This is a genomic window from Dyella sp. (genome assembly GCF_051962475.1).
Taxonomy (GTDB): domain Bacteria; phylum Pseudomonadota; class Gammaproteobacteria; order Xanthomonadales; family Rhodanobacteraceae; genus Dyella_A.
Genome location: NZ_JBQCCF010000062.1, coordinates 1 through 18,170, shown reverse-complemented (window position 1 = coordinate 18,170; position 18,170 = coordinate 1). Strand labels below are relative to the sequence as shown.

General features: G+C 67.7%; 18 protein-coding genes, 1 tRNA gene and 1 pseudogene. 8 read left to right on the top strand and 12 right to left on the bottom strand.

All coding sequences use genetic code 11. From position 1 onward, the window contains the following. Window positions 1-283: pseudogene (locus ACTHJF_RS13440) on the top strand (hypothetical protein); the annotation flags it as partial. Window positions 284-401: 118 nt separating this feature from the next. On the opposite strand, the gene ACTHJF_RS13435 reads toward ACTHJF_RS13440, so the two are convergent. The 5 genes from ACTHJF_RS13435 to ACTHJF_RS13415 form a co-directional block, all read right to left on the bottom strand. Further along, window positions 402-1,343 (bottom strand): DUF1684 domain-containing protein, encoded by a 942-nt coding sequence (locus ACTHJF_RS13435; protein WP_440267554.1) that lies wholly within the window; start codon window positions 1,341-1,343, stop codon window positions 402-404. 70 nt (window positions 1,344-1,413) lie between these two features. Continuing rightward, entirely contained in the window at window positions 1,414-3,243 is a 1,830-nt protein-coding gene (mutL, locus tag ACTHJF_RS13430) for a DNA mismatch repair endonuclease MutL (protein ID WP_440267553.1), read from the bottom strand. 71 nt (window positions 3,244-3,314) lie between these two features. Continuing rightward, a complete protein-coding gene (locus tag ACTHJF_RS13425; protein WP_440267552.1) occupies window positions 3,315-4,796 on the bottom strand; it encodes an N-acetylmuramoyl-L-alanine amidase in 1,482 nt (493 codons plus the stop codon). A 189-nt stretch (window positions 4,797-4,985) separates the two neighbouring features. Further along, window positions 4,986-5,465 carry a tRNA (adenosine(37)-N6)-threonylcarbamoyltransferase complex ATPase subunit type 1 TsaE gene (tsaE, locus tag ACTHJF_RS13420; protein WP_440267551.1) on the bottom strand — a complete coding sequence of 160 codons (480 nt, stop codon included), beginning with the start codon at window positions 5,463-5,465 and terminating at the stop codon, window positions 4,986-4,988. Then, a complete protein-coding gene (locus tag ACTHJF_RS13415; RefSeq protein ID WP_440267550.1) occupies window positions 5,458-6,942 on the bottom strand; it encodes an NAD(P)H-hydrate dehydratase in 1,485 nt (494 codons plus the stop codon). Before ACTHJF_RS13415 ends, tsaE begins: the two co-directional genes overlap by 8 nt. A 53-nt stretch (window positions 6,943-6,995) precedes the next feature. Here ACTHJF_RS13415 and queG point away from each other — a divergent pair, with 53 nt between their 5' ends. Next, window positions 6,996-8,105 (top strand): tRNA epoxyqueuosine(34) reductase QueG, encoded by a 1,110-nt coding sequence (gene queG, locus ACTHJF_RS13410; protein WP_440267549.1) that lies wholly within the window; start codon window positions 6,996-6,998, stop codon window positions 8,103-8,105. Next, window positions 8,102-8,494, top strand: a complete 393-nt coding sequence (locus ACTHJF_RS13405; RefSeq protein WP_440267548.1) for a nuclear transport factor 2 family protein — start codon at window positions 8,102-8,104, stop codon at window positions 8,492-8,494. The genes queG and ACTHJF_RS13405 overlap by 4 nt, the downstream gene beginning before the upstream one ends. 39 nt (window positions 8,495-8,533) lie before the next feature. Here ACTHJF_RS13405 and panD read toward each other — a convergent pair whose 3' ends face one another. The 5 genes from panD to pcnB form a co-directional block, all read right to left on the bottom strand. Next, entirely contained in the window at window positions 8,534-8,920 is a 387-nt protein-coding gene (gene panD / locus ACTHJF_RS13400) for an aspartate 1-decarboxylase (RefSeq protein WP_431637414.1), read from the bottom strand. 101 nt (window positions 8,921-9,021) lie between these two features. After that, window positions 9,022-9,867, bottom strand: coding sequence for a pantoate--beta-alanine ligase (panC, locus tag ACTHJF_RS13395; RefSeq protein ID WP_440267547.1), 846 nt, complete (start codon window positions 9,865-9,867; stop codon window positions 9,022-9,024). A gap of 10 nt (window positions 9,868-9,877) precedes the next feature. Next, entirely contained in the window at window positions 9,878-10,708 is an 831-nt protein-coding gene (panB, locus tag ACTHJF_RS13390) for a 3-methyl-2-oxobutanoate hydroxymethyltransferase (RefSeq protein ID WP_440267546.1), read from the bottom strand. A gap of 72 nt (window positions 10,709-10,780) precedes the next feature. Further along, a complete protein-coding gene (gene folK / locus ACTHJF_RS13385) occupies window positions 10,781-11,281 on the bottom strand; it encodes a 2-amino-4-hydroxy-6-hydroxymethyldihydropteridine diphosphokinase (protein WP_440267545.1) in 501 nt (166 codons plus the stop codon). After that, entirely contained in the window at window positions 11,278-12,636 is a 1,359-nt protein-coding gene (gene pcnB / locus ACTHJF_RS13380) for a polynucleotide adenylyltransferase PcnB (RefSeq protein WP_440267544.1), read from the bottom strand. The genes folK and pcnB overlap by 4 nt, the downstream gene beginning before the upstream one ends. Window positions 12,637-12,827: 191 nt before the next feature. On the opposite strand from pcnB, the gene ACTHJF_RS13375 reads away from it, so the two are divergent. Further along, window positions 12,828-12,903, top strand: a tRNA-Glu gene (locus ACTHJF_RS13375). A gap of 47 nt (window positions 12,904-12,950) precedes the next feature. Further along, on the top strand, window positions 12,951-13,274 hold the full coding sequence (gene fdxA, locus ACTHJF_RS13370) for a ferredoxin FdxA (protein ID WP_440267543.1): 324 nt from the start codon (window positions 12,951-12,953) through the stop codon (window positions 13,272-13,274). 102 nt (window positions 13,275-13,376) lie between these two features. On the opposite strand, the gene ACTHJF_RS13365 is transcribed toward fdxA, so the two are convergent. Beyond that, a complete protein-coding gene (locus ACTHJF_RS13365; protein WP_440267542.1) occupies window positions 13,377-13,958 on the bottom strand; it encodes a hypothetical protein in 582 nt (193 codons plus the stop codon). Window positions 13,959-13,995: 37 nt separating this feature from the next. Further along, window positions 13,996-14,922 carry a 4-hydroxy-tetrahydrodipicolinate synthase gene (gene dapA / locus ACTHJF_RS13360; protein ID WP_440267541.1) on the bottom strand — a complete coding sequence of 309 codons (927 nt, stop codon included), beginning with the start codon at window positions 14,920-14,922 and terminating at the stop codon, window positions 13,996-13,998. A gap of 107 nt (window positions 14,923-15,029) precedes the next feature. Between dapA and ACTHJF_RS13355 the strand changes: the two genes are divergently transcribed. From ACTHJF_RS13355 to ACTHJF_RS13345, 3 genes are all read left to right on the top strand, one after another. Further along, window positions 15,030-15,575, top strand: a complete 546-nt coding sequence (locus ACTHJF_RS13355) for a glycine cleavage system protein R (RefSeq protein ID WP_431638132.1) — start codon at window positions 15,030-15,032, stop codon at window positions 15,573-15,575. 239 nt (window positions 15,576-15,814) lie between these two features. Then, a complete protein-coding gene (locus ACTHJF_RS13350; protein ID WP_431637426.1) occupies window positions 15,815-16,276 on the top strand; it encodes a peroxiredoxin in 462 nt (153 codons plus the stop codon). Window positions 16,277-16,399: 123 nt separating this feature from the next. Next, on the top strand, window positions 16,400-17,779 hold the full coding sequence (locus tag ACTHJF_RS13345; RefSeq protein ID WP_440267540.1) for a PhoH family protein: 1,380 nt from the start codon (window positions 16,400-16,402) through the stop codon (window positions 17,777-17,779). Window positions 17,780-18,170 lie beyond the last annotated feature (391 nt).

Below are 18,170 nucleotides of genomic sequence, written 5' to 3'. Positions count from 1 at the left end.
TAAACCCCCCCGATGGGGTGTTTTTTTTGGTTTTTTAACAAAAAAAATATCTTTTTTTTTGCCCCTCCCCCGGGCTCCTACCGGAGGACGCGCGGCCTTAGTGATGGTCTCCGGAGTATCTCTTCTCGCCGCGATGTCCAGCCGAATTTCCGGCGAAGCGGGTCTCGACCAGGCCCTGGAGGTCGAGACCCAGAACTTCGCCCTGGTGTTCTCCAGCGAGGACATGCGCGAAGGCACGAGCGCGTTCCTCGACAAGCGCAAACCCGAGTTCAAAGGCCGCTGAGCGGCGCCTCACGGTACCCCTTGTAGGAGCCCGCTTGCGGGCGATGCCTTTCGCTTTGATGCAGCATCAGCGCCAAGAGCATCGCCCGCGAGCGGGCTCCTACCGAGGAGCGGAGGATCTAGTGATGGCTGCCGGCGTACTTCTTCTCGCCCGCGGTCACGGCGATGTCCAGTCGGTTTTCCGGCGGCGCCAGTGGGCAGGTTGCGAACGGCGTGAACGCGCACGGCGGGTTGTAGGCGCGATTGAAATCGAGCACCACGCTACCGGGCTGTTTCACGCCGCCGGCGGGCAGCGCGGCGTAGAAGAAGCGCGCCGCGCCGTAGGTCTCCTTGCCCGAGGTGCGGTCGGCGATCACGAAGAACAGCTCGCCACCCGGCTCCTCCTGGTAGGGCAGCAGTTCGAAGGTCTTGCCGTCGCGCTGGAACACCGCCTTGCCCGGCACGTCGACCGCGTCGATGGTGCCGATCACCGAGCCGATCTGAAGCTTGTGCGGCGGATCGAATGGCACCCACTTCGCCACGATGCGCCAGGACGGATCGATCGGGAACGACTCGATGCCGAGGAAGTGCTTGCGGGTGGGCGCCTCGGTGTCCTTCACGCGCAGCGCCTTGCGGCCATCGCGATCGATCACGTAGAAGCTCGCGGTGCCGAACTGCACCGTCGTCGGGCTGCCGGCGCCGGCGTGCATGTCGTCGACCAGCGGTACGCTGGTGACGGTCTTGCCATCCACCGTGGCGTCGCTGCCGGCGGCAAGCGCAATCGACAGCGCGCCGTCCGGACCGAGTGTCACGGTGCCCAGATGATCCGGCCCGGCGGCCAGCACGATGTCATTGTCTGCGGCATGACCGATCCGGTTGGCGCCCTCATGCAGCCACTCCAGGCCGATCAGGCTGAGCCAGCCGCCTGGCGCAGTCAGCCGCTGCAACCGTCCCTGCCGCCACTGCTCGACTTCGCGCGTGACGTCCTGGGCGGAAAGAGTCGGGGCAACGGGAGCATCGGTAGCGTGCACGAGGGGAACTCCAAGCAGGAAAGCAACGGCCAGCGGAACACGACGGATCATCGGGCGGCAGCCAGTAGGGAGGGAACGCCGAGTATGGGCAGCGCTGCGGCAGCGAGGCAAATGCCGGTGGTCAGCGGCCGCGCAGGAACAGCCTGTCCAGTTCGCCGAGGCTGAGCTGGGTCCAGGTCGGGCGGCCGTGGTTGCACTGGCCGGAGCGTTCGGTGGCTTCCATCTCGCGCAGCAGAGCGTTCATTTCCGGCAGGCTCAGCCGGCGACCGGCGCGCACCGAGCCATGGCAGGCCATGGTCGAGAGCAGCTCGTTCTCCAGCTCCTGCAGCCGGCGAGAGCTGCCGTGCTGCGCCAGTTCGGCCAGAACGTCGCGGGTGAGCTGGCTGACGTCGGCGCCCTCCAGCAGGGCCGGGATGCGCCGTACCACCACCGCCGACGGACCGCCGCGCGACAGCTCCAGGCCCCACGCCGCCAGCGCCTCGGCGTGCTCCTCGGCAGCCGCGGCCTCCTTTGCGCTCACCGCCAGGCTGAGCGGCACCAGCAGCACCTGCGAGCGCAGGTGATTGGCTGCGCGCGCGGCCTTCAACTTTTCGTACGTGATGCGCTCGTGCGCTGCGTGCATGTCCACCAGCACGAGGCCGTGCTCGTTCTCCGCCAGCACGTAGATGCTCTTGAGCTGGGCGATGGCGAAGCCCAGCGGCGGCGCCTGCTCGGGGCTCGACGGCGCGAGCGTGGGCGACGCCCAGTCGTTGGCCTCCCCCTGCGCCGCCGCGCCGAGCAGCGCGGCGTAATCGCCCAGCGGCTGCTCGCGCACACCGAGGCTGAGGCGGCTCTGCGTGGCCGCCCCGCCGGACCAGCCGCCACTGTAGGAAGACGCTCCGGAAGCAGCACCCGCGCTTGTCACGACCGTTTCGGCGACGGCAGCTGGCGACGCCGGCAGCGCCTGCCCCGCACGTGTCTCGGCAAGCGCCTCGTGCAGGCTGCGGAACAGGAAGTCGTGCACCAGCCGCTGCTCGCGAAAGCGCACCTCGTGCTTGGCCGGGTGCACGTTGACATCCACGCCGGCCGGATCGAGCTCGAGGTACAGCACGAACGCCGGATGGCGGCCGTGGAACAGCACGTCGGCGTAGGCCTGGCGCACGGCGTGGGCGACCACGCGATCGCGCACGAGGCGGCCGTTGACGTAGAAGAACTGCGAATCCGGCTGGCCGCGCGAGGCGGTGGGCAGGCCGACCCAGCCGGAGAGGTGCAGTCCCGCCGCGGCATGGTCGATCCGCAGGCTGCGTCCGGGAAACTCCTCGCCGAGCACGTCGGCCACGCGCGCCAGCGCGGCCTGCTCGTCACGCGCGGCCTTCCACACCCGCAGCGGTTTGCCGTTGTGGCTGAGCCGAAATTCCACGCCGCTGCGCGCAAGGGCGAGCGACTTCAGGAGATCGTCGATATGGGCGAACTCGGTGCGCTCGGCGCGCATGAACTTCCGCCGCGCCGGCACGTTGTAGAACAGGTCGCGCACTTCCACGCTGGTGCCCGGCGGATGCTGGGCCGGACGCGCCGCCTGCAGCTTGCCGCCGTCCACCTCGATGCGAAACGCCGCCTCGGCGCCGCGCGCGCGCGAAGTCAGCGCAAAGCGGGCCACCGACGATACCGACGCCAGCGCCTCGCCACGGAAGCCCATGCTGGCGACGTGTTCGAGATCGTCGAAGCTGCCGATCTTGCTGGTGGCGTGCGATGCCACAGCGAGCGGCAATTCATCCGGGGCGATGCCGCCGCCGTCGTCACGCACGCGGATCAGCCGCGCGCCCCCCTGCTCGATGTCCACCTCCACGCGCGTAGCACCGGCGTCGAGGCTGTTTTCCACCAGCTCCTTGACCACCGACGAAGGCCGTTCGATGACCTCGCCCGCGGCGATCTGGTTGATGAGTTCGGGAGGCAGCACGCGGATGACAGGCATCCGCGTAGCTTACGGGAGCGGCTTCAGATGGAGAAGGCAACGCGCCGGCGGTGGACGACCCGCGGTGACGCTCAGCCGGCCGGAATGGCCAGCACTGCCCCGGCGCGGACGGTATTGCCGTCGATGCGATTGGCGCTCTTGAGCGCGCCCACCGTCACGCCGTACTGGCGCGCGATGCTGCCCAGGCTCTCGCCGCGGGTCACGCGATGCAGGTCGCGGACCGATTCGTCGGCCCGGCTGGATGCGGCAGCCACGGACGCATGGCTATCGCCGTCCGGCTGCGCGGCGGCCAGCATCGCCCCGCTGCGACGCGCGGCCTCGGCGGCGAACCAGGTACCCGGCGGCGGCGTGGCCTCGAAATAGTTGCGCACGCCGCCCATCACCGCCTGCGCCAGTTCGGCCTGATGGGCGGGATCGCGCAGCTTGCGCTCTTCGACCGGATTGCTGATGAAGGCGGTCTCGACCAGGATCGACGGCACGTCCGGTGAGCGCAGCACCACGAAGTTGGCGCGCTCGACGTAGCCGCGATGCGTCGGCCCGAGATGCCCCAGTGCCTTGAGTACATTGCCGGCGATCGACTCGCTGGCCTGCATCGCGTAGCCCTGCTGCAGGTCCAGCAGCACGGCGGCGAGGCTGTCGTCCTTGTCGTCCAGCGACACGCCACCGATCAGGTCGGCGCGGTTTTCGCGATCGGCCAGCCAGCGTGCAGCCTCGCTGGTCTTGCCGCGCGGCGACAGCACCCACACCGACGACCCCTTGGCATCGCCATTCTTGAAGGCGTCAGCGTGGATGGACACGAACATGTCCGCGTTCTTCTCGCGGGCGATCTGGTAGCGGCGCTTGAGCGGAATGAAATAGTCGCCGTCGCGGGTGAGCACGGCCTGCATGCCCGGCTGCTTGTTGATCAGCGCCGCGAGTTGGCGCGCCACGGCCAGCGTGACGTTCTTTTCCAGCGTGCCGCCGGGGCCATGGGCGCCGGGATCATCGCCGCCGTGGCCGGCGTCGACCGCCACCACCACCTTGCGCTGCCCGCCCATCTGCTCGGCCACCTGGCGCAGCGTCAGCACTTCGCTGGGGCCGGCCTTGCTCACATGCACGGCCTTCATCACCGGCGCCGGCGCACTGGCCACCGCCGACGCGCTGGCGCCCTTGCTGGCGCCATCGGGATACAGATCGAGCACGAGCCGGTAGCCGTAGCCACCGCCCGGCTTGAGCACGAAGCTCTTCGGCGCGCTGTGCGCGTCGACGTCGGCGACCAGCTCAAGCCGACCGCCGCGACGATGGCTGCTCAAGCCCTTGAACAGGCCTTGCGCGGACGGGGTGGCAAAAGCGGAGGCCAGACGGTCATTGCCCAGGTCGATCTGCACGCGGCCAGCGTCGTGTCGAAGCTGGTAACTGACCGGTCCGCTCAGATCGAACACCACGCGGGTGTAGTCCGGGCCCGCCCAGACCCGCGCGGCGCGCACGTCGGCGGCCTCGGCGGACAACGCGGAAAAGCCGGCGGCGCAAGCCACCAGCGCGATCAAGCCAGTCCTGAACAGGGATGCCCTCATGCGCTGCATTGAATCGCAGGGAAAACGCCATTGCAAGCATTTTTTCCTTGGATATCCGCAACCTGCACTGCATTCGTCAGATCATGTCCAGAAGACCCCCGCAAGCCGCGCTTTCTCCGGCATTAATCCGCCGCCGCATACCGGCACATTTTTCCAGCAGAAACGCAAACTTAGCGCTGCGAGCCGCGCTCAAACCGGCGGCGAGTCCGGCGCCGGCAGTCGCTTGAGCAGCCTCTCGCCTCGTGCGCTGACCGCCCGCAAGGTGGCGCGGCGACCGCTGCCGGCGTACTCGAGAAACACCTCGAGATCCGCCGCGGGAATGGCGCCGGCTCCGCGCTGCGGCCATTCGATCAGCACGACTGCACCGGGTTCGCCCAGCGCATCCATGCCCAGCCATTCCAGCTCGTCCGGATCGGCGATGCGGTAGAGGTCCAGATGCCAAGCCTGGGCGCCCGCCAGCGGATACGACTCCACCAGGCTGTAGGTCGGGCTCTTGATGCGACCGGCCACGCCCAGGGCCTGCAGCAGCGCGCGCGCAAACGCGCTCTTGCCCGCACCCAGCGGGCCGTGCAGATAGCCCACCAGCCCGTCGTCGATAGCCGCGCCGACTTCGCTGGCCAGCCGCGCTGTCGCTGCCTCGTCAGTCAGCCGCACGCTGTACTCACGCATGGCGCGGCCCGTTGCCCAGTCGGCGCAGCGGGCCTAATAGATCGCTGGCCAGCAGACCGCGTTCGCCCGCCTCAGCCGCAGCATCGCCGGCCCGCGCATGCAGCCCCACGCCCAGACACGCCGCCTCCCACGCCGTGGCGCCTTGCGCGAGCAGGCCCGCGATGACGCCGGTGAGCACATCGCCCATGCCGGCCACGGCCATCCCGGGATTGCCCCACGGACACGCGGCCAGGCGGCCGTCGGGATGCGCGACCAGGCTGCCTGCCCCCTTCAACACCACCACCGCACCGTGGCGGCGCGCCAGCTCGCGCACGGAAGCGAAGCGGTCGGCCTGCGCGGTGGCGATATCCACGCCGAGCAGGCGCGCGGCCTCGCCCGGATGCGGCGTGAGCACGGTCGCCCGATCGAACCGGCGCGGCTCGCGCGCGAGCAGGTTCAGGCCGTCGGCGTCGAGCACCAGCGGGCGATCCGAATCCAGCGCGGTCAGCCACAGCGCGTGTCCCCATGCGCCCTGCCCCAGCCCCGGCCCGACGGCGAGCACATCGGCCCGCTCGATCAGCGGCGCGATTGCCTGCGGACCGTCCACGCCACGGGCCATCAGCTCGGGACAACCCGCGTTGAGCGCCACCACGTGCACATCGCGGGTGGCCACGCTCACCAGTCCCGCCCCGGCGCGCAGTGCCGCCTCGCCGCACAGGCGAATCGCGCCGCCCATGCCCTGATCACCACCCACCACCAGCAGGTGGCCATGATCGCCCTTGTGCGCCACTCGCGGACGCGGCGGCAGACTGGTTGGCCGCAGCAGCTCGCCATCGGCCGGTTGCGCCTGCCACAGGCTCGTGGGCAGTTGCAGCGTGTCGAGCTCCAACTCACCGACGTAGTCGGAAGCCACGCCGGTGTACAGGCCACGCTTGGCCGCAATGAAGCACACCGTCACCTTCGCGCGCACGGCCGCCCCGGGGCAGGTGCCGCGATCGGCATCTAGGCCTGAGGGCACGTCCAGCGCGAGCACCGGCTTGCCGCCCGCATTGATGCGCTCGATCAGGGCGGCCACCGGCGCCTCGGGCGCGCGGTTGAGGCCGCTGCCGTACAGGGCATCCACATGCACATCGACGTCCGGCCACGGTGCGGCTGGATCGAACAGATGCACGCGTCCGCCGGCGAACTCAAATGCGGTGCGCGCCTGCAACGCATCGCCGGTGGCCTGACCGGACAAGGCGATCAGCTCCACCTGCAGGCCGGCCTCTTTCGCCAGCGCTCCCAACAGATAGCCGTCGCCACCGTTGTTACCCGGCCCGCACCACACGGCAAGGCGGCGGGCCTGCGGCCAGTGGCGCCGCAGACTGGCCAGGCCGGCGGCCGCAGCGCGGCGCATCAGTTCGAAGCCGGGAATACCGAGCACATCGATGGCGTGGCGATCGAGCGCCCGCACCTGCTCGACGGTATACAGCGCGTAACGGTGATCGGTCTCGGTCATCGGCCGATTATAGGCAAGGCGGGCCACGGCGCTGCAGCGCTTAAACTAGGCCCATGCCCAGCCTCGACGACACCGCCACTGACGCCACCGCCATCGACTACGTCGCACTCGCGCGGTCGATCAAGCAGTGGGCGGCCGAGCTGGGCTTCAGCGATGCCGGCATCAGCGGCGTCGACCTGGCGCACGACGAACAGCACCTGCAGCAGTGGCTCGACGACGAGCACCACGGCGAGATGGACTACATGGCGCGCCACGGCACCAAGCGCAGCCGGCCGCAGGAGCTGGAGCCGGGCACGCAGCGGGTGATCTCGGTGCGCATGGATTACGCGCCGCCGGACATCCGCAACGCCTGGTCGGTGCTGGAGAACGGCGAGCTGGGCTACGTGTCGCGCTACACGCTGGGACGGGACTATCACAAGCTGATTCGCCAGCGCCTGCAGCGGCTTGCCGAACGCATCCGCACAAAAGTGGGCGACTTTGGCCATCGCGCTTACGTCGATTCTGCCCCAGTGCTGGAGAAGGCGCTGGCGCGCAACGCCGGGCTGGGCTGGGTCGGCAAGCACACGGTGCTGATCCATCGCCGCGCCGGCTCATATTTCTTCCTCGGCGAGCTGTACACCGACCTGCCGCTGCCAGTGGACACGCCCGCCAGCGAGCACTGCGGCAGCTGCCGGCGGTGCATCGACGTGTGCCCCACCCAGGCCATCGTGGCGCCGTACCGGCTCGATGCGCGGCGTTGCATTTCCTACCTGACGATCGAACTCAGGGGCAGCATCCCGGACGAATTTCGCAAGCCCATGGGCAACCGCATCTTTGGCTGCGACGACTGTCAGCTGATCTGCCCGTGGAACAAGTTCGCACAGGTCACCGCGGAGCCGGATTTCGCCCCGCGCCACCAGCTCGATGGCGCCCGGCTGACCGAACTCTTCGGCTGGAGCGAGGAGGAGTTCCTGCGCCGCACCGAAGGCATGGCGATCCGCCGCACCGGCTACGAGGGCTGGCTGCGCAACATCGCCGTGGCGCTGGGCAACGCGCCACGCTCGGAAGCGGTGTTGGACGCGCTGCGCGCGCGTGCCGACCACTCCTCGGCCCTCGTACGAGAACACGTCGCCTGGGCCCTGCACCAGCACGAGGCAACTCCCACCACCGGAGATCCGTCATGAGCGAGAGCCTGAAACCGATGCCGCGACTGGAGGACGTGCTGGACGACCTGCGCCAGCTCGAACCGATCTTCCATCGCCCCGAGTCAGGCGCCGGCCCGGCCGACGGCGAGCGGATCACCGAGCCCGGCTTCTGGGAGATCGGCGCGTCCGGCCAACGCTACAGCCGCGACGACGTGCTCGAGGTGTTGCGCCAGCGCGTGGCGCATCCGTCCCATGAATCGCTGGCCGCGGACGACTTTGCCTGCCATCCGCTGGCGCCGAGCCTGTACCTGCTGAGCTATCGGCTACGCCAGGACGAACGCATCACCCGGCGCACCACGCTGTGGCGGCGCACCGTGGAGGGATGGAAGGCGGTGTATCACCAGGGCACGCCGGTGGCGCACCCGTAACCCAAGCGCGGGCGCCGCAGCGCACCGCACCGCCGCCGCTCAGGCCGCGGCCATCTGGGTCGGGATCGAACGGTTGGTGTGCGAGATACCGTTCTTCGCATCGGCATACACCAGCATCGGCTGGTGCGCCTCGGCCTCGGCTTCGGAGAGCTGGGCGAACGCGGCGATGATGATCAGGTCGCCCGGCTGCGCACGGTGCGCGGCACTGCCGTTCACCGAGATGATGCCCGAGCCGGCCTCGGCCTTCAGCGCGTAGGTCACGAAGCGCTTGCCGTTGTTGATGTTCCACGCGTGGATCTGTTCGTACTCGCGGATGCCCGACGCTTCGAGCAGCAGGCTGTCGATGGCGATCGAGCCTTCGTAATGAAGCTCGGCGTGGGTCACCGTGGCGCGGTGGATCTTGGCCTTGAGCATATTCAGGTGCATGACATCAGGTTCCGGCAGGTACGGCCTGCGAAGCCGCCAATTATCGAACCGCCGGCGGTGCGCTGCAACACGGGCGGGTACGCGGCTTTAGATGGTGCCGTTCAGTCGAACAGCAAGTTGTCGATGAGCCGCGTCTGGCCCAATCGCGCGGCGATGAGGCCCACCAGCGCGCTGCGCTCACCCACGACGGGAGGCATCAGGTCTTCAGCGCGACGGATCGCCACGTAGTCGGGCACGAATCCTGCGCGCTCCAGCTGCGCGCCGGCCGCCTGCTCCACCACCGCGACCGCGTGTCCCTTGGCGATCAGCGTGCGCATCTGCACCAGCGTGGCGTGAATGCGCGGCGCCAGCGCCCGCTCCTCGGCCGAGAGGTACTGGTTGCGCGAACTCAGGGCGAGACCGTCGTCGGCGCGCTGGGTCGGCGCGCCGATCACCTTCACCGGCAGGCTCAGGTCGCGCACCATCCGTTCGATCACCTTGAGCTGCTGAAAGTCCTTCTGCCCGAACACGGCCAGATCCGGCTGCACCAGGTTGAACAGCTTGCACACCACGGTGGCCACACCGTCGAAGTGGCCCGGCCGGTGCGCTCCTTCCAGCGTCTCGGTGATCTGCGGCACGCGCAGGCTCACCGTGTGAGCCGGACCATACGGATACATCGTGGCCACGTCGGGCGCGAACAGCAGGTCGCAATCGTGCTCGGCCAGCCCGGCCTGATCCTGCGCCAGTGTGCGCGGATAACGGTCGAAATCCTCGTTCGGACCGAACTGGGTGGGATTGACGAATACGCTGGCCACCACTCGATCGGCACGCATCCGCGCGAGCCGGATCAGCGAGAAGTGGCCGGCGTGGAGGTTGCCCATGGTGGGCACAAAACCCACGGTCTGCCCGGCCGCGCGCCAGCCGCGAACGGCGGCGCGCAGGGAGCCGGCATCTTGCACGGTCTGCATCGAAGAAACCTCAGTTGAAGCAGTGTTCGGGCGCAGGAAAAACGCCCCGCCGGACTTCATCGGCGAAGGCGCCAATGGCCGCCGCCACCGAATCGTGTCCCAGCAGGAAATCCTTGCTGAATTTCGGCCGCTTGCCCGGCGTGACGCCGAGCAGGTCGTGCAGCACCAGCACCTGGCCATCGCAGTGCGGACCGGCGCCGATGCCGACCGTCGGGATGGACACTCCCTCGGTGATGCGCTGGGCCAGCGTGGTGGGCATACCTTCCAACACGATCAGGTCGGCACCGGCGGCCTCGACCGCTCGAGCCTCGGCCAGTACGCGATCGGCAGCCTCCTGCTCACGTCCCTGGATGCGGAAGCCGCCGAACTTGTGCACCGACTGCGGCGTCAGTCCCAGGTGCGCGCACACCGGAATGGCTCGCGCGACCAGTGCGCCGATCGCCTCCAGCACATGGGGCGCGGCGCCTTCGATCTTGACCATCGCCGCACCCGCTTCGCCAACCAGACGCGCGCCGGCTTCCAGCGTGTGGGCCGTGTCGCGATCGCTCATGAACGGCAGATCGGCCACCAGCAGCGTCGAGCGCAGGCCGCGGGCGACCGCGGCGGTGTGATAGACCATGTGATCGAGCGTCACCGGCAGCGTGCTGGCATGTCCCTGCACCACCATGCCGAGCGAGTCGCCGACCAGCGCCACGTCCACGCCAGCGCTTTCCAGCTGAAAGGCGAAGCTGGCGTCGTACGCGGTCAACATGACGATGCGTCGCCCCTCGGCCTTCATCGCTCGCAGGCCCGGAACGGTCACCGGCTTGCGGTCGGGGGTACTGGCGTTGTGCACGTACACGAGGCGATCCTGGGTTCGAGCGGGCCGCACATCATAAACCCTCGCCGCCGCAGTGCAGCAGAAGGGTGCGAATCAGGGCAGCACGGTGCAACCGGTGTAATCGACCCGCTGCAGCAATTGCGCCACCGTCCCCTGCCCCGGTACCTCCAGTTGCGGCGCAACGTCGGCCAGCGGCGCAAGGACGAAGGCGCGTTCGTGAATGCGCGGATGCGGCAGCGTCAGGCGCGGATCGTCCAGCGTGACGCCGTCCATGTGCAGCAGGTCCAGATCGAGCGTGCGGGGGCCCCAGCGTCGGCCGTCGCGCTCGCGGCCGGCAGCGGCCTCGATCGCCATCAGCGCGTCGAGCAGTTCGTGCGGGGACAGGGCGGTGCGCAACCGAGCCACCGCATTGATGAAATCCGGCTGGTCATGCACGCCCCACGGCGGCGTGCGGTAGAAGCGCGAGCAGGCCGCCACTTCAGTCCCCGGCAGCCGGCCGAGGTCGGTCACGGCCTGCCGGAGCGTCTGCAGCGAATGGCCCAGATTGCTGCCCAGCGCCACGTAGGCATCGCGAGCAGGCGTCGGCGCACTCACGCCGAGCCGGACTTGCCGGATGGCTTGCGCCGACGGCGACGCTTGCGCGGTGGCCGGCCAGCCGCCGCGGCGGCTGGCACGTCCGGCGCGCCGCCGCCGCCACTGGCCGGGAGCGCGGCGGCCAGCACGTCCTGCGGCAGTTGCTGCGCATGCGCCCACCACTGGCCGAGTTCGCGGATCGCCGGCGACTCGTCGGCGCGCAGAAGCAGGAAGTCGAAGGCCGCTCGAAAGCGCGGCTGCGCAAGCAGGCGGAACACCCGCTTGCGCTGGATCTGCTCGAAGCGCGGCTGCAGCGACCAGATCTCTTCCATTGTGAAGGTGAACCGCCGCGGGATCGCCACGCGCTGGCACTGTTCACCCACCACATGCGCCGCAGCGTGCGCCCATGCTTCGGACATATCCATGCCCTGCGCGATCCAACCGTGCGCGTGATCGCGCACCTCACCCCACAACAGCACGGCAAAGAGGAAAGCCGGGGTCACCGACTTGCCCTCGATCACCCGCGCATCGGTATTGGCCAGCCCCTGCTCCACCAGCGAACGCAAGGCTTGGTCGCCGCGCTCCAGCGCCCGCGCGGTGGAAGGAAACAGGAACTTCAGCAGCCCGCACTGTTCGAGCATGCGGAAGCTCTTCAAGCCGTGGCCGCTGAGGAACAGCTTGAGCGACTCGTCGAACAGGCGCGCCGGCGCCGCTTCGGTCAGCAGCGGGCCGAGCGTTTCGAATGGGGCCGCAGCCGGGGCATCGATGCGGAACTCCAGCTTCGCCGCCAGGCGCGCGGCACGCAACATGCGCACTGGATCCTCGCGATAGCGGGTCACCGGGTCGCCAATCAGGCGCAGCACGCGATCTTCCACGTCCTGCATGCCGCCAACGTAATCGCGCACCGAGAAATCGCTGATGTCGTAGTAGAGCGCGTTGACGCGGAAATCGCGGCGCACGGCATCTTCTTCGATCGTGCCCCACACGTTGTCGCGCACGATGCGGCCGTCGACGATGTGGCGATCGCCCTCGCCATCTTCCTCGCCGGTGCCGCGGAAGGTGGCCACCTCGATGATCTCGGGGCCGAACACCACGTGCGCCAGGCGGAAGCGACGACCGATCAACCGGCAGTTGCGGAAGAGCTTCTTGACCTCGTCCGGCGTGGCATTGGTGGCCACGTCGAAGTCCTTCGGGTGGCCGCCGAGCAGGAGGTCGCGGACCGCACCACCAACGAGATAGGCGTCGAAGCCGGCCTCGTTGAGGCGGTACAGCACCCGGAGCGCAGCCTTGCTGATGTTCTTGCGGGAAATCGCGTGCTGGTCGCGCGGAATGATCCGCAGCGCAGGCGCGTCATCGTTCCCAGTCTGGAAGTTCAAGCGGTAAGAATCCCTGCCGATCGGAGAATCCCGGAAGCCTAGCGCACGAGCCGATGCAAGAGCATCCCGCCGGGGGGTGCGACACGCCGGTGTGCCGCCGGGGCGACGCGCGAAAAAAGCGGCGCACTGGAACGATAAAGGCATTGCCGGGCGAAACAATTTCGTTATACTAGCGCGCTCTGAAACAGAACGCTCCCTTCGTCTAGTGGTCTAGGACACCGCCCTCTCAAGGCGGGAACACGAGTTCGAACCTCGTAGGGAGCGCCAATTCAGTCCGGCTCAGCCGCCGGACATCTCGACAGGCCCTCGGCAGCATGACCTTTGTCGTCACCGACAACTGCATCAAGTGCAAGTACACCGATTGCGTCGAAGTCTGCCCTGTCGATGCCTTCCATGAAGGTCCCAACTTTCTCGTGATCGACCCGGACGAGTGCATCGACTGCACCTTGTGCGAGCCGGAGTGCCCGATCAACGCGATCTACCCCGAAGACGACGTGCCGGCCGGGCAGGAGAAGTTTGTCCCGCTCAACGCCGAACTCGCCAAGGCGTGGCCGGTCATCACCGAGCGCAAGGATCCGCCCGACGACGCCAAGGCGTGGGAAGGCAAGCCGGACAAGATCGACCTGCTCGAGCGCTGATCGCCAACCGCGTCGTCAACCGTCATGCAAGTCATCGCATCCATCAACAAAAACGCCGCCCTTGGGGCGGCGTTTTTGTTTGCGTGCATGACGCGCTGCGGATCAGTTCCCCAGCTTGGCCTTCAGGCCGTCGACCAGCTTGGCCACGCCGGCCGCCTCGCCCTGGGCGCGCACTTCGCTGCCGCTCTGCCCGCTCGGCCCGATTGACACGCTGATCTCATGCGGGGTCGCGCGCGAGGCATCGCCCTTGCCGCGGCCGAACATGCGCCCGAAGAAGCCGGGCTTCTTGCCGACCTGCGCGGCGGCCATCACGGTCACCGCATAGGTGTGCGCGGCATCGTCGCGCGCGGTGACCTGGCCGATCTCGCCCTGCGCCAGTGCATCGCCCACCCGCTTGTACGCGGCATCAACACTGTCGCTGAGCACGAAGCCGTCGGTGATCGTGGCGGCGGCGCCCGGGGCGGCCGCCGTCGCACCGTTGGCGGTCGGCTGGTTGGCACCCGGCGGCGGGATCACCAGCGCCTCGCTGGCCGGCGGCGTGTCCAGGCCCGGCGGGATCTCCAGCGGAGCTTCCTGCTTGGCTGTGTCCCACGACTTGTGCGAGCGGAACATGCCGCAGCCCGACAGCATGAGACCGGAGAGAACCAGGGCCGGCAGGGCCACAGCGAGCGACGTTTTCTTCATGTAATTGGATTTCCGTGGGAGAGTCATGTCGCCCGCCTCAGGCGGCGACAGCCAATGGAACAAGACGGGCCAGTACCCGGTGAATCTCTTGGCGCACCGCGCCTTCGGACAGTTCGACCAACGGCAGACGCGGAACTGCCGTCCCCAAGCCGAGCAGCGGCAGGCCCGCCTTCACCGCGATCGGATTGGGCGCTCCGTTGAGCGCCTCCACCAGCGGCGACAAACGCGCATCGACCTGCTCGGCGACATCCGCCTGGCCAGCCACCGCAGCATCGCACAGTTCGCGGAACATTCCGGGCACCAGGTTGGCGACCACCGAGATGGTTCCGGCAGCCCCGGCCAGCATGGCCTGCCGGGCCGTACCGTCGTCGCCGGAGAGATAGACGAAATCGGCCCGCACAAGTTCCGCCATCGCCCGGATGCGCTCGTCATCGGCACGCGCCTCCTTGATGCCAACGATGCGCGGGTGATCGCGCAGCACCGCGACCGTCTCCGGGAGCATGTCGCAACCGGTGCGCCCGGGCACGTTGTAGAGGATCACCGGCAGATCGCCCTTGTCGGCCACTTCGATGAAGTGCCGACGCAGGCCCTCCTGGGTGGGACGAACGTAATAAGGCGTCACCACCAGCGCCGCATCGGCCCCCAGCTCCGCGGCACGACGGGTCAGCGTCACGGTCTTGGCCGTGCCGGCCTCACCGGTGCCGGCGATCACCGCCACGCGGCCGGCGACGTGCCGCACGGCAAACGCCAGCAGTTGATCGAATTCGGCGTGCTCGAGCATGTGCGCCTCGCCGGTCGATCCGGCTACGACCACCGCCTGCGTACCGCCAGCGATCTGGTAGTCGAGCAGACGCGCAAAGGCATCCAGATCGAGCGCGCCATCGCTGCCGAAGGGCGTGGCCAGGGCACAGATGCTTCCGCGGATGTCCAAGGGACGGATTCCAGCAAAAATCGAGTCGTGCATGTTACTTGCGGGCTCGCGCGACGGGCAAGTAAGCTCGAAAATCCAACGCCTGGAGCGTTCGCGCCAGGCATGTCCCCGCACAGGCAGGTCCGTCTTTGAACCGCACCATTCCGCGCGCCGGCAGCGACCACCAGTTGCTGATCCAGACCCTGTCCTCGGCTGGCAAGAGTCCTCTGCTCACGCTGGCCCGCCGCATCGCCGACGCCGGTTGCAACCTGTCCGACGCCCGCGTCTCCACGATCGGCGCCGACAGCTCGCTGGTGCTCGTTGCCAGCGGCGCCTGGGACGCGCTGGCAAAACTCGAAAATGCGTTGGGCAAGCTGGCGCGCGACGAGGACATGCACTTGGTGCACTACCGCACGCAGCCGCGCGAGCCGGACTCGCGCCTGTTGCCTTATCTGGTGGAAGTGGTCAGCGCCGATCGCCCGGGCATCCTGGTGCGCATCGTGGAGTTCTTCCACCGCAACCGCATCAGCGTCGAACAGCTCAGCTCGATGCGCTACCAGGCGATGCAGACCGGTGCGGAAATGTTCCAGGCGCAGATCACCATCGGCATTCCGTCGGACAGCCATATCGCCACCTTGCGCGACGACTTTCTGGAGCTGTGCGACAGCCTCAACCTCGATGCCATCATGGATCCAGTGAAGTTCTGAGGATCGCGCGGCGCGAGGGCCCTGACAAGGGCTTTCATTCGCCGCCAGACGCGCTAGTCTCTGGGCCGGGACGTTTGTGAGGCCGGCCATGCAGTCAGGGCACCTTTCGTGGAACCAGCGCCGCTGCCGCGGCTTCGCCCCGACCGCCACCCATGCTGCTCCCTTCGCCGCCCACGTCGCGGCACCACTCCTTCCACCCCTCAACCATGCGACGCCCGCGCGGCGCCGCAGGAGACCCCATGCCTGAGATCGGCAAGAAGATTCCCGCCCTGAAAGGGCGCACCGGCGACGACACCGAGCTGAAGCTGTCCGACTACAAGGGTCGCTGGGTAGTGATCTACTTCTACCCAAAGGACAGCACGCCGGGCTGCACCACCGAAGCGCAACAGTTTCGCGACCTCCATCCCGCCTTCCACAAGCGCAACGCCGAGGTCATCGGCGTGTCACGCGACTCGATCCGTTCGCATGCCAACTTCGCCACCAAGCAGGGCCTGCCCTTTCCACTCATATCGGACACCGATGAGGCCTGGTGCAAGGCGTTCGACGTGATCCACGAAAAGGTGCTGTATGGCAAGAAGCACATGGGGATCGTGCGCAGCACCTTCCTGGTGGACCCGGACGGCCGCCTGGCCGCGCAATGGCGCGGGGTGAAGGTGACCGGTCATGCGCAGGCCGTGCTCGATGCCATCGCCGCGGCCTGAGCTCCCCTTTTCGATCGCGCGTCGGCGCCACGCGCGCGCTCGGAAGTCTTGCCGCGTGATGCGGCAGCCCGTGGCGCGGATTTCGTCCCTCCTCTCCATTTCGCCCAGCGAGGTTTCTTCCGCATGACCGGAAGCAAGCGCATCTACGTGCTCGATACCAACGTGCTGTTGCACGACCCGACGTCGCTGTTCCGCTTCGAGGAGCACGACGTCTTCATCCCCATGACCGTGCTGGAAGAGCTGGACGAAAAGAAGAAAGGCGCCTCCGAGGTGTCCCGCAACGGGCGCCAGGTGAGCCGTTTCCTCAACGAACTGATCGAGCGCGGCAATGGCCACGGCATCAAGGACGGCCTGTCGCTGGACAACCCGCAGGGGGTCAATCTCAAACGCGGCGCCGAGACCGGCCGCCTGTACTTCCAGCAGCGCGCCACCAGCAATCACGGCAAGGCGGACAACCTGATCCTCGCCGCGGTCATCGAGCTGCGCGAGCAGCAGCCCGATCGCGCGGTGATCCTGGTCAGCAAGGACATCAACCTGCGCATCAAGGCCAGCATCTACGGCATCGACGCGGAGGATTACGAAAACGACAAGGCGTTGGACGATTTCGCCCTGCTCTACACCGGCTCCACCGAGCTGCCGGAAGATTTCTGGGAGCGCCACAACGAGGTGGAGTCGTGGAACGAGCGCGGTCGCACCTACTACCGGGTCGACCGCAACGAGGGCGAGGACTGGTACGCGAACCAGTGCCTGTTCCTGCCCGGCGAGGAGAGCGTGGAGCTGCGGGTGGTGTCGGTGGATGAAGAGCAGGCCACGCTGGTACTGCTGGACGACCACAGCCATCCCAACCACAGCGTGTGGGGCATCGCCGCACGCAACCGCGAGCAGAACTTTGCGCTCAACGTGCTGATGGACCCAGACGTCGACTTCGTCACCCTGCTGGGCACCGCCGGCACCGGCAAGACCCTGCTGGCGCTGGCGGCGGGCTTGGCCCAGGTGATGGACCAGCAGCGCTACCGCGAGATCATCATGACCCGCGCTACGGTCTCGGTCGGCGAAGACATAGGCTTCCTGCCCGGCACAGAGGAAGAAAAGATGACGCCCTGGATGGGTGCGCTCACCGACAATCTCGAAGTGCTCGCCAACCCCGAGGAAGGCGGCAGCTGGGGGCGCCAGGCGACCAACGACCTGCTCGCCTCGCGCATCAAGATCCGCTCGCTCAACTTCATGCGCGGGCGCACCTTCCTGTCGCGTTACCTGATCATCGACGAGGCGCAAAACCTGACGCCCAAGCAGATGAAGACGTTGATCACCCGCGCAGGCCCCGGCACCAAGATCGTGTGCCTCGGCAACGTCGAACAAATCGACACGCCGTATTTGACCGAGACGACCTCGGGTCTTACCTACGCGGTGGACCGCTTCAAACAATGGCCGCACGCTGCGCATGTCACCCTTCGCCGCGGCGAACGTTCGCGGCTGGCGGATTTTGCTTCCGAGGCCTTGTGAAATTACCGGGACCCGGGACCCGGGACTCGGGACTCGGGAGGGCCTAACACTTTCGTCATTCCAGGGCCGCCGCAGCCTTATCGCGGTGGAACCCGACTGCGAAGGCGGATGCCGTAGCGAACATCGGCGGAGCCGATGGCCCGAAGGGCGAGCCACATGGATGTGGTGAGTAGGCGAGCGAAATCCTCGCGAAAGCGTTGCGTCCTTGCTTGCAGGGCAAAATGGACCCAGGCCTGCGCCGGGATGATGGTTGCAAACGGATAAGGCGTCGCCGCAAGTTTTCCCATCACCCTAGCCCTCTCCCGCAAGCGGGAGAGGGAACTTACAGCGCCGTCAGGTTGGCGTACGCCGCGACGAGCCACTTCGGCCCCGCGTCCGCGAAATTCACCTG

What these genes read in the sequence shown, in the direction of transcription:
- ACTHJF_RS13435 (WP_440267554.1), bottom strand. Translation starts at nt 1,343, where the DNA reads ATGATCCGTCGTGTTCCGCTGGCCGTTGCTTTCCTGCTTGGAGTTCCC.
- mutL (WP_440267553.1), bottom strand. Translation starts at nt 3,243, where the DNA reads ATGCCTGTCATCCGCGTGCTGCCTCCCGAACTCATCAACCAGATCGCC.
- ACTHJF_RS13425 (WP_440267552.1), bottom strand. Translation starts at nt 4,796, where the DNA reads ATGAGGGCATCCCTGTTCAGGACTGGCTTGATCGCGCTGGTGGCTTGC.
- tsaE (WP_440267551.1), bottom strand. Translation starts at nt 5,465, where the DNA reads ATGCGTGAGTACAGCGTGCGGCTGACTGACGAGGCAGCGACAGCGCGG.
- ACTHJF_RS13415 (WP_440267550.1), bottom strand. Translation starts at nt 6,942, where the DNA reads ATGACCGAGACCGATCACCGTTACGCGCTGTATACCGTCGAGCAGGTG.
- queG (WP_440267549.1), top strand. Translation starts at nt 6,996, where the DNA reads ATGCCCAGCCTCGACGACACCGCCACTGACGCCACCGCCATCGACTAC.
- ACTHJF_RS13405 (WP_440267548.1), top strand. Translation starts at nt 8,102, where the DNA reads ATGAGCGAGAGCCTGAAACCGATGCCGCGACTGGAGGACGTGCTGGAC.
- panD (WP_431637414.1), bottom strand. Translation starts at nt 8,920, where the DNA reads ATGCACCTGAATATGCTCAAGGCCAAGATCCACCGCGCCACGGTGACC.
- panC (WP_440267547.1), bottom strand. Translation starts at nt 9,867, where the DNA reads ATGCAGACCGTGCAAGATGCCGGCTCCCTGCGCGCCGCCGTTCGCGGC.
- fdxA (WP_440267543.1), top strand. Translation starts at nt 12,951, where the DNA reads ATGACCTTTGTCGTCACCGACAACTGCATCAAGTGCAAGTACACCGAT.
- ACTHJF_RS13365 (WP_440267542.1), bottom strand. Translation starts at nt 13,958, where the DNA reads ATGAAGAAAACGTCGCTCGCTGTGGCCCTGCCGGCCCTGGTTCTCTCC.
- dapA (WP_440267541.1), bottom strand. Translation starts at nt 14,922, where the DNA reads ATGCACGACTCGATTTTTGCTGGAATCCGTCCCTTGGACATCCGCGGA.
- ACTHJF_RS13350 (WP_431637426.1), top strand. Translation starts at nt 15,815, where the DNA reads ATGCCTGAGATCGGCAAGAAGATTCCCGCCCTGAAAGGGCGCACCGGC.
- ACTHJF_RS13345 (WP_440267540.1), top strand. Translation starts at nt 16,400, where the DNA reads ATGACCGGAAGCAAGCGCATCTACGTGCTCGATACCAACGTGCTGTTG.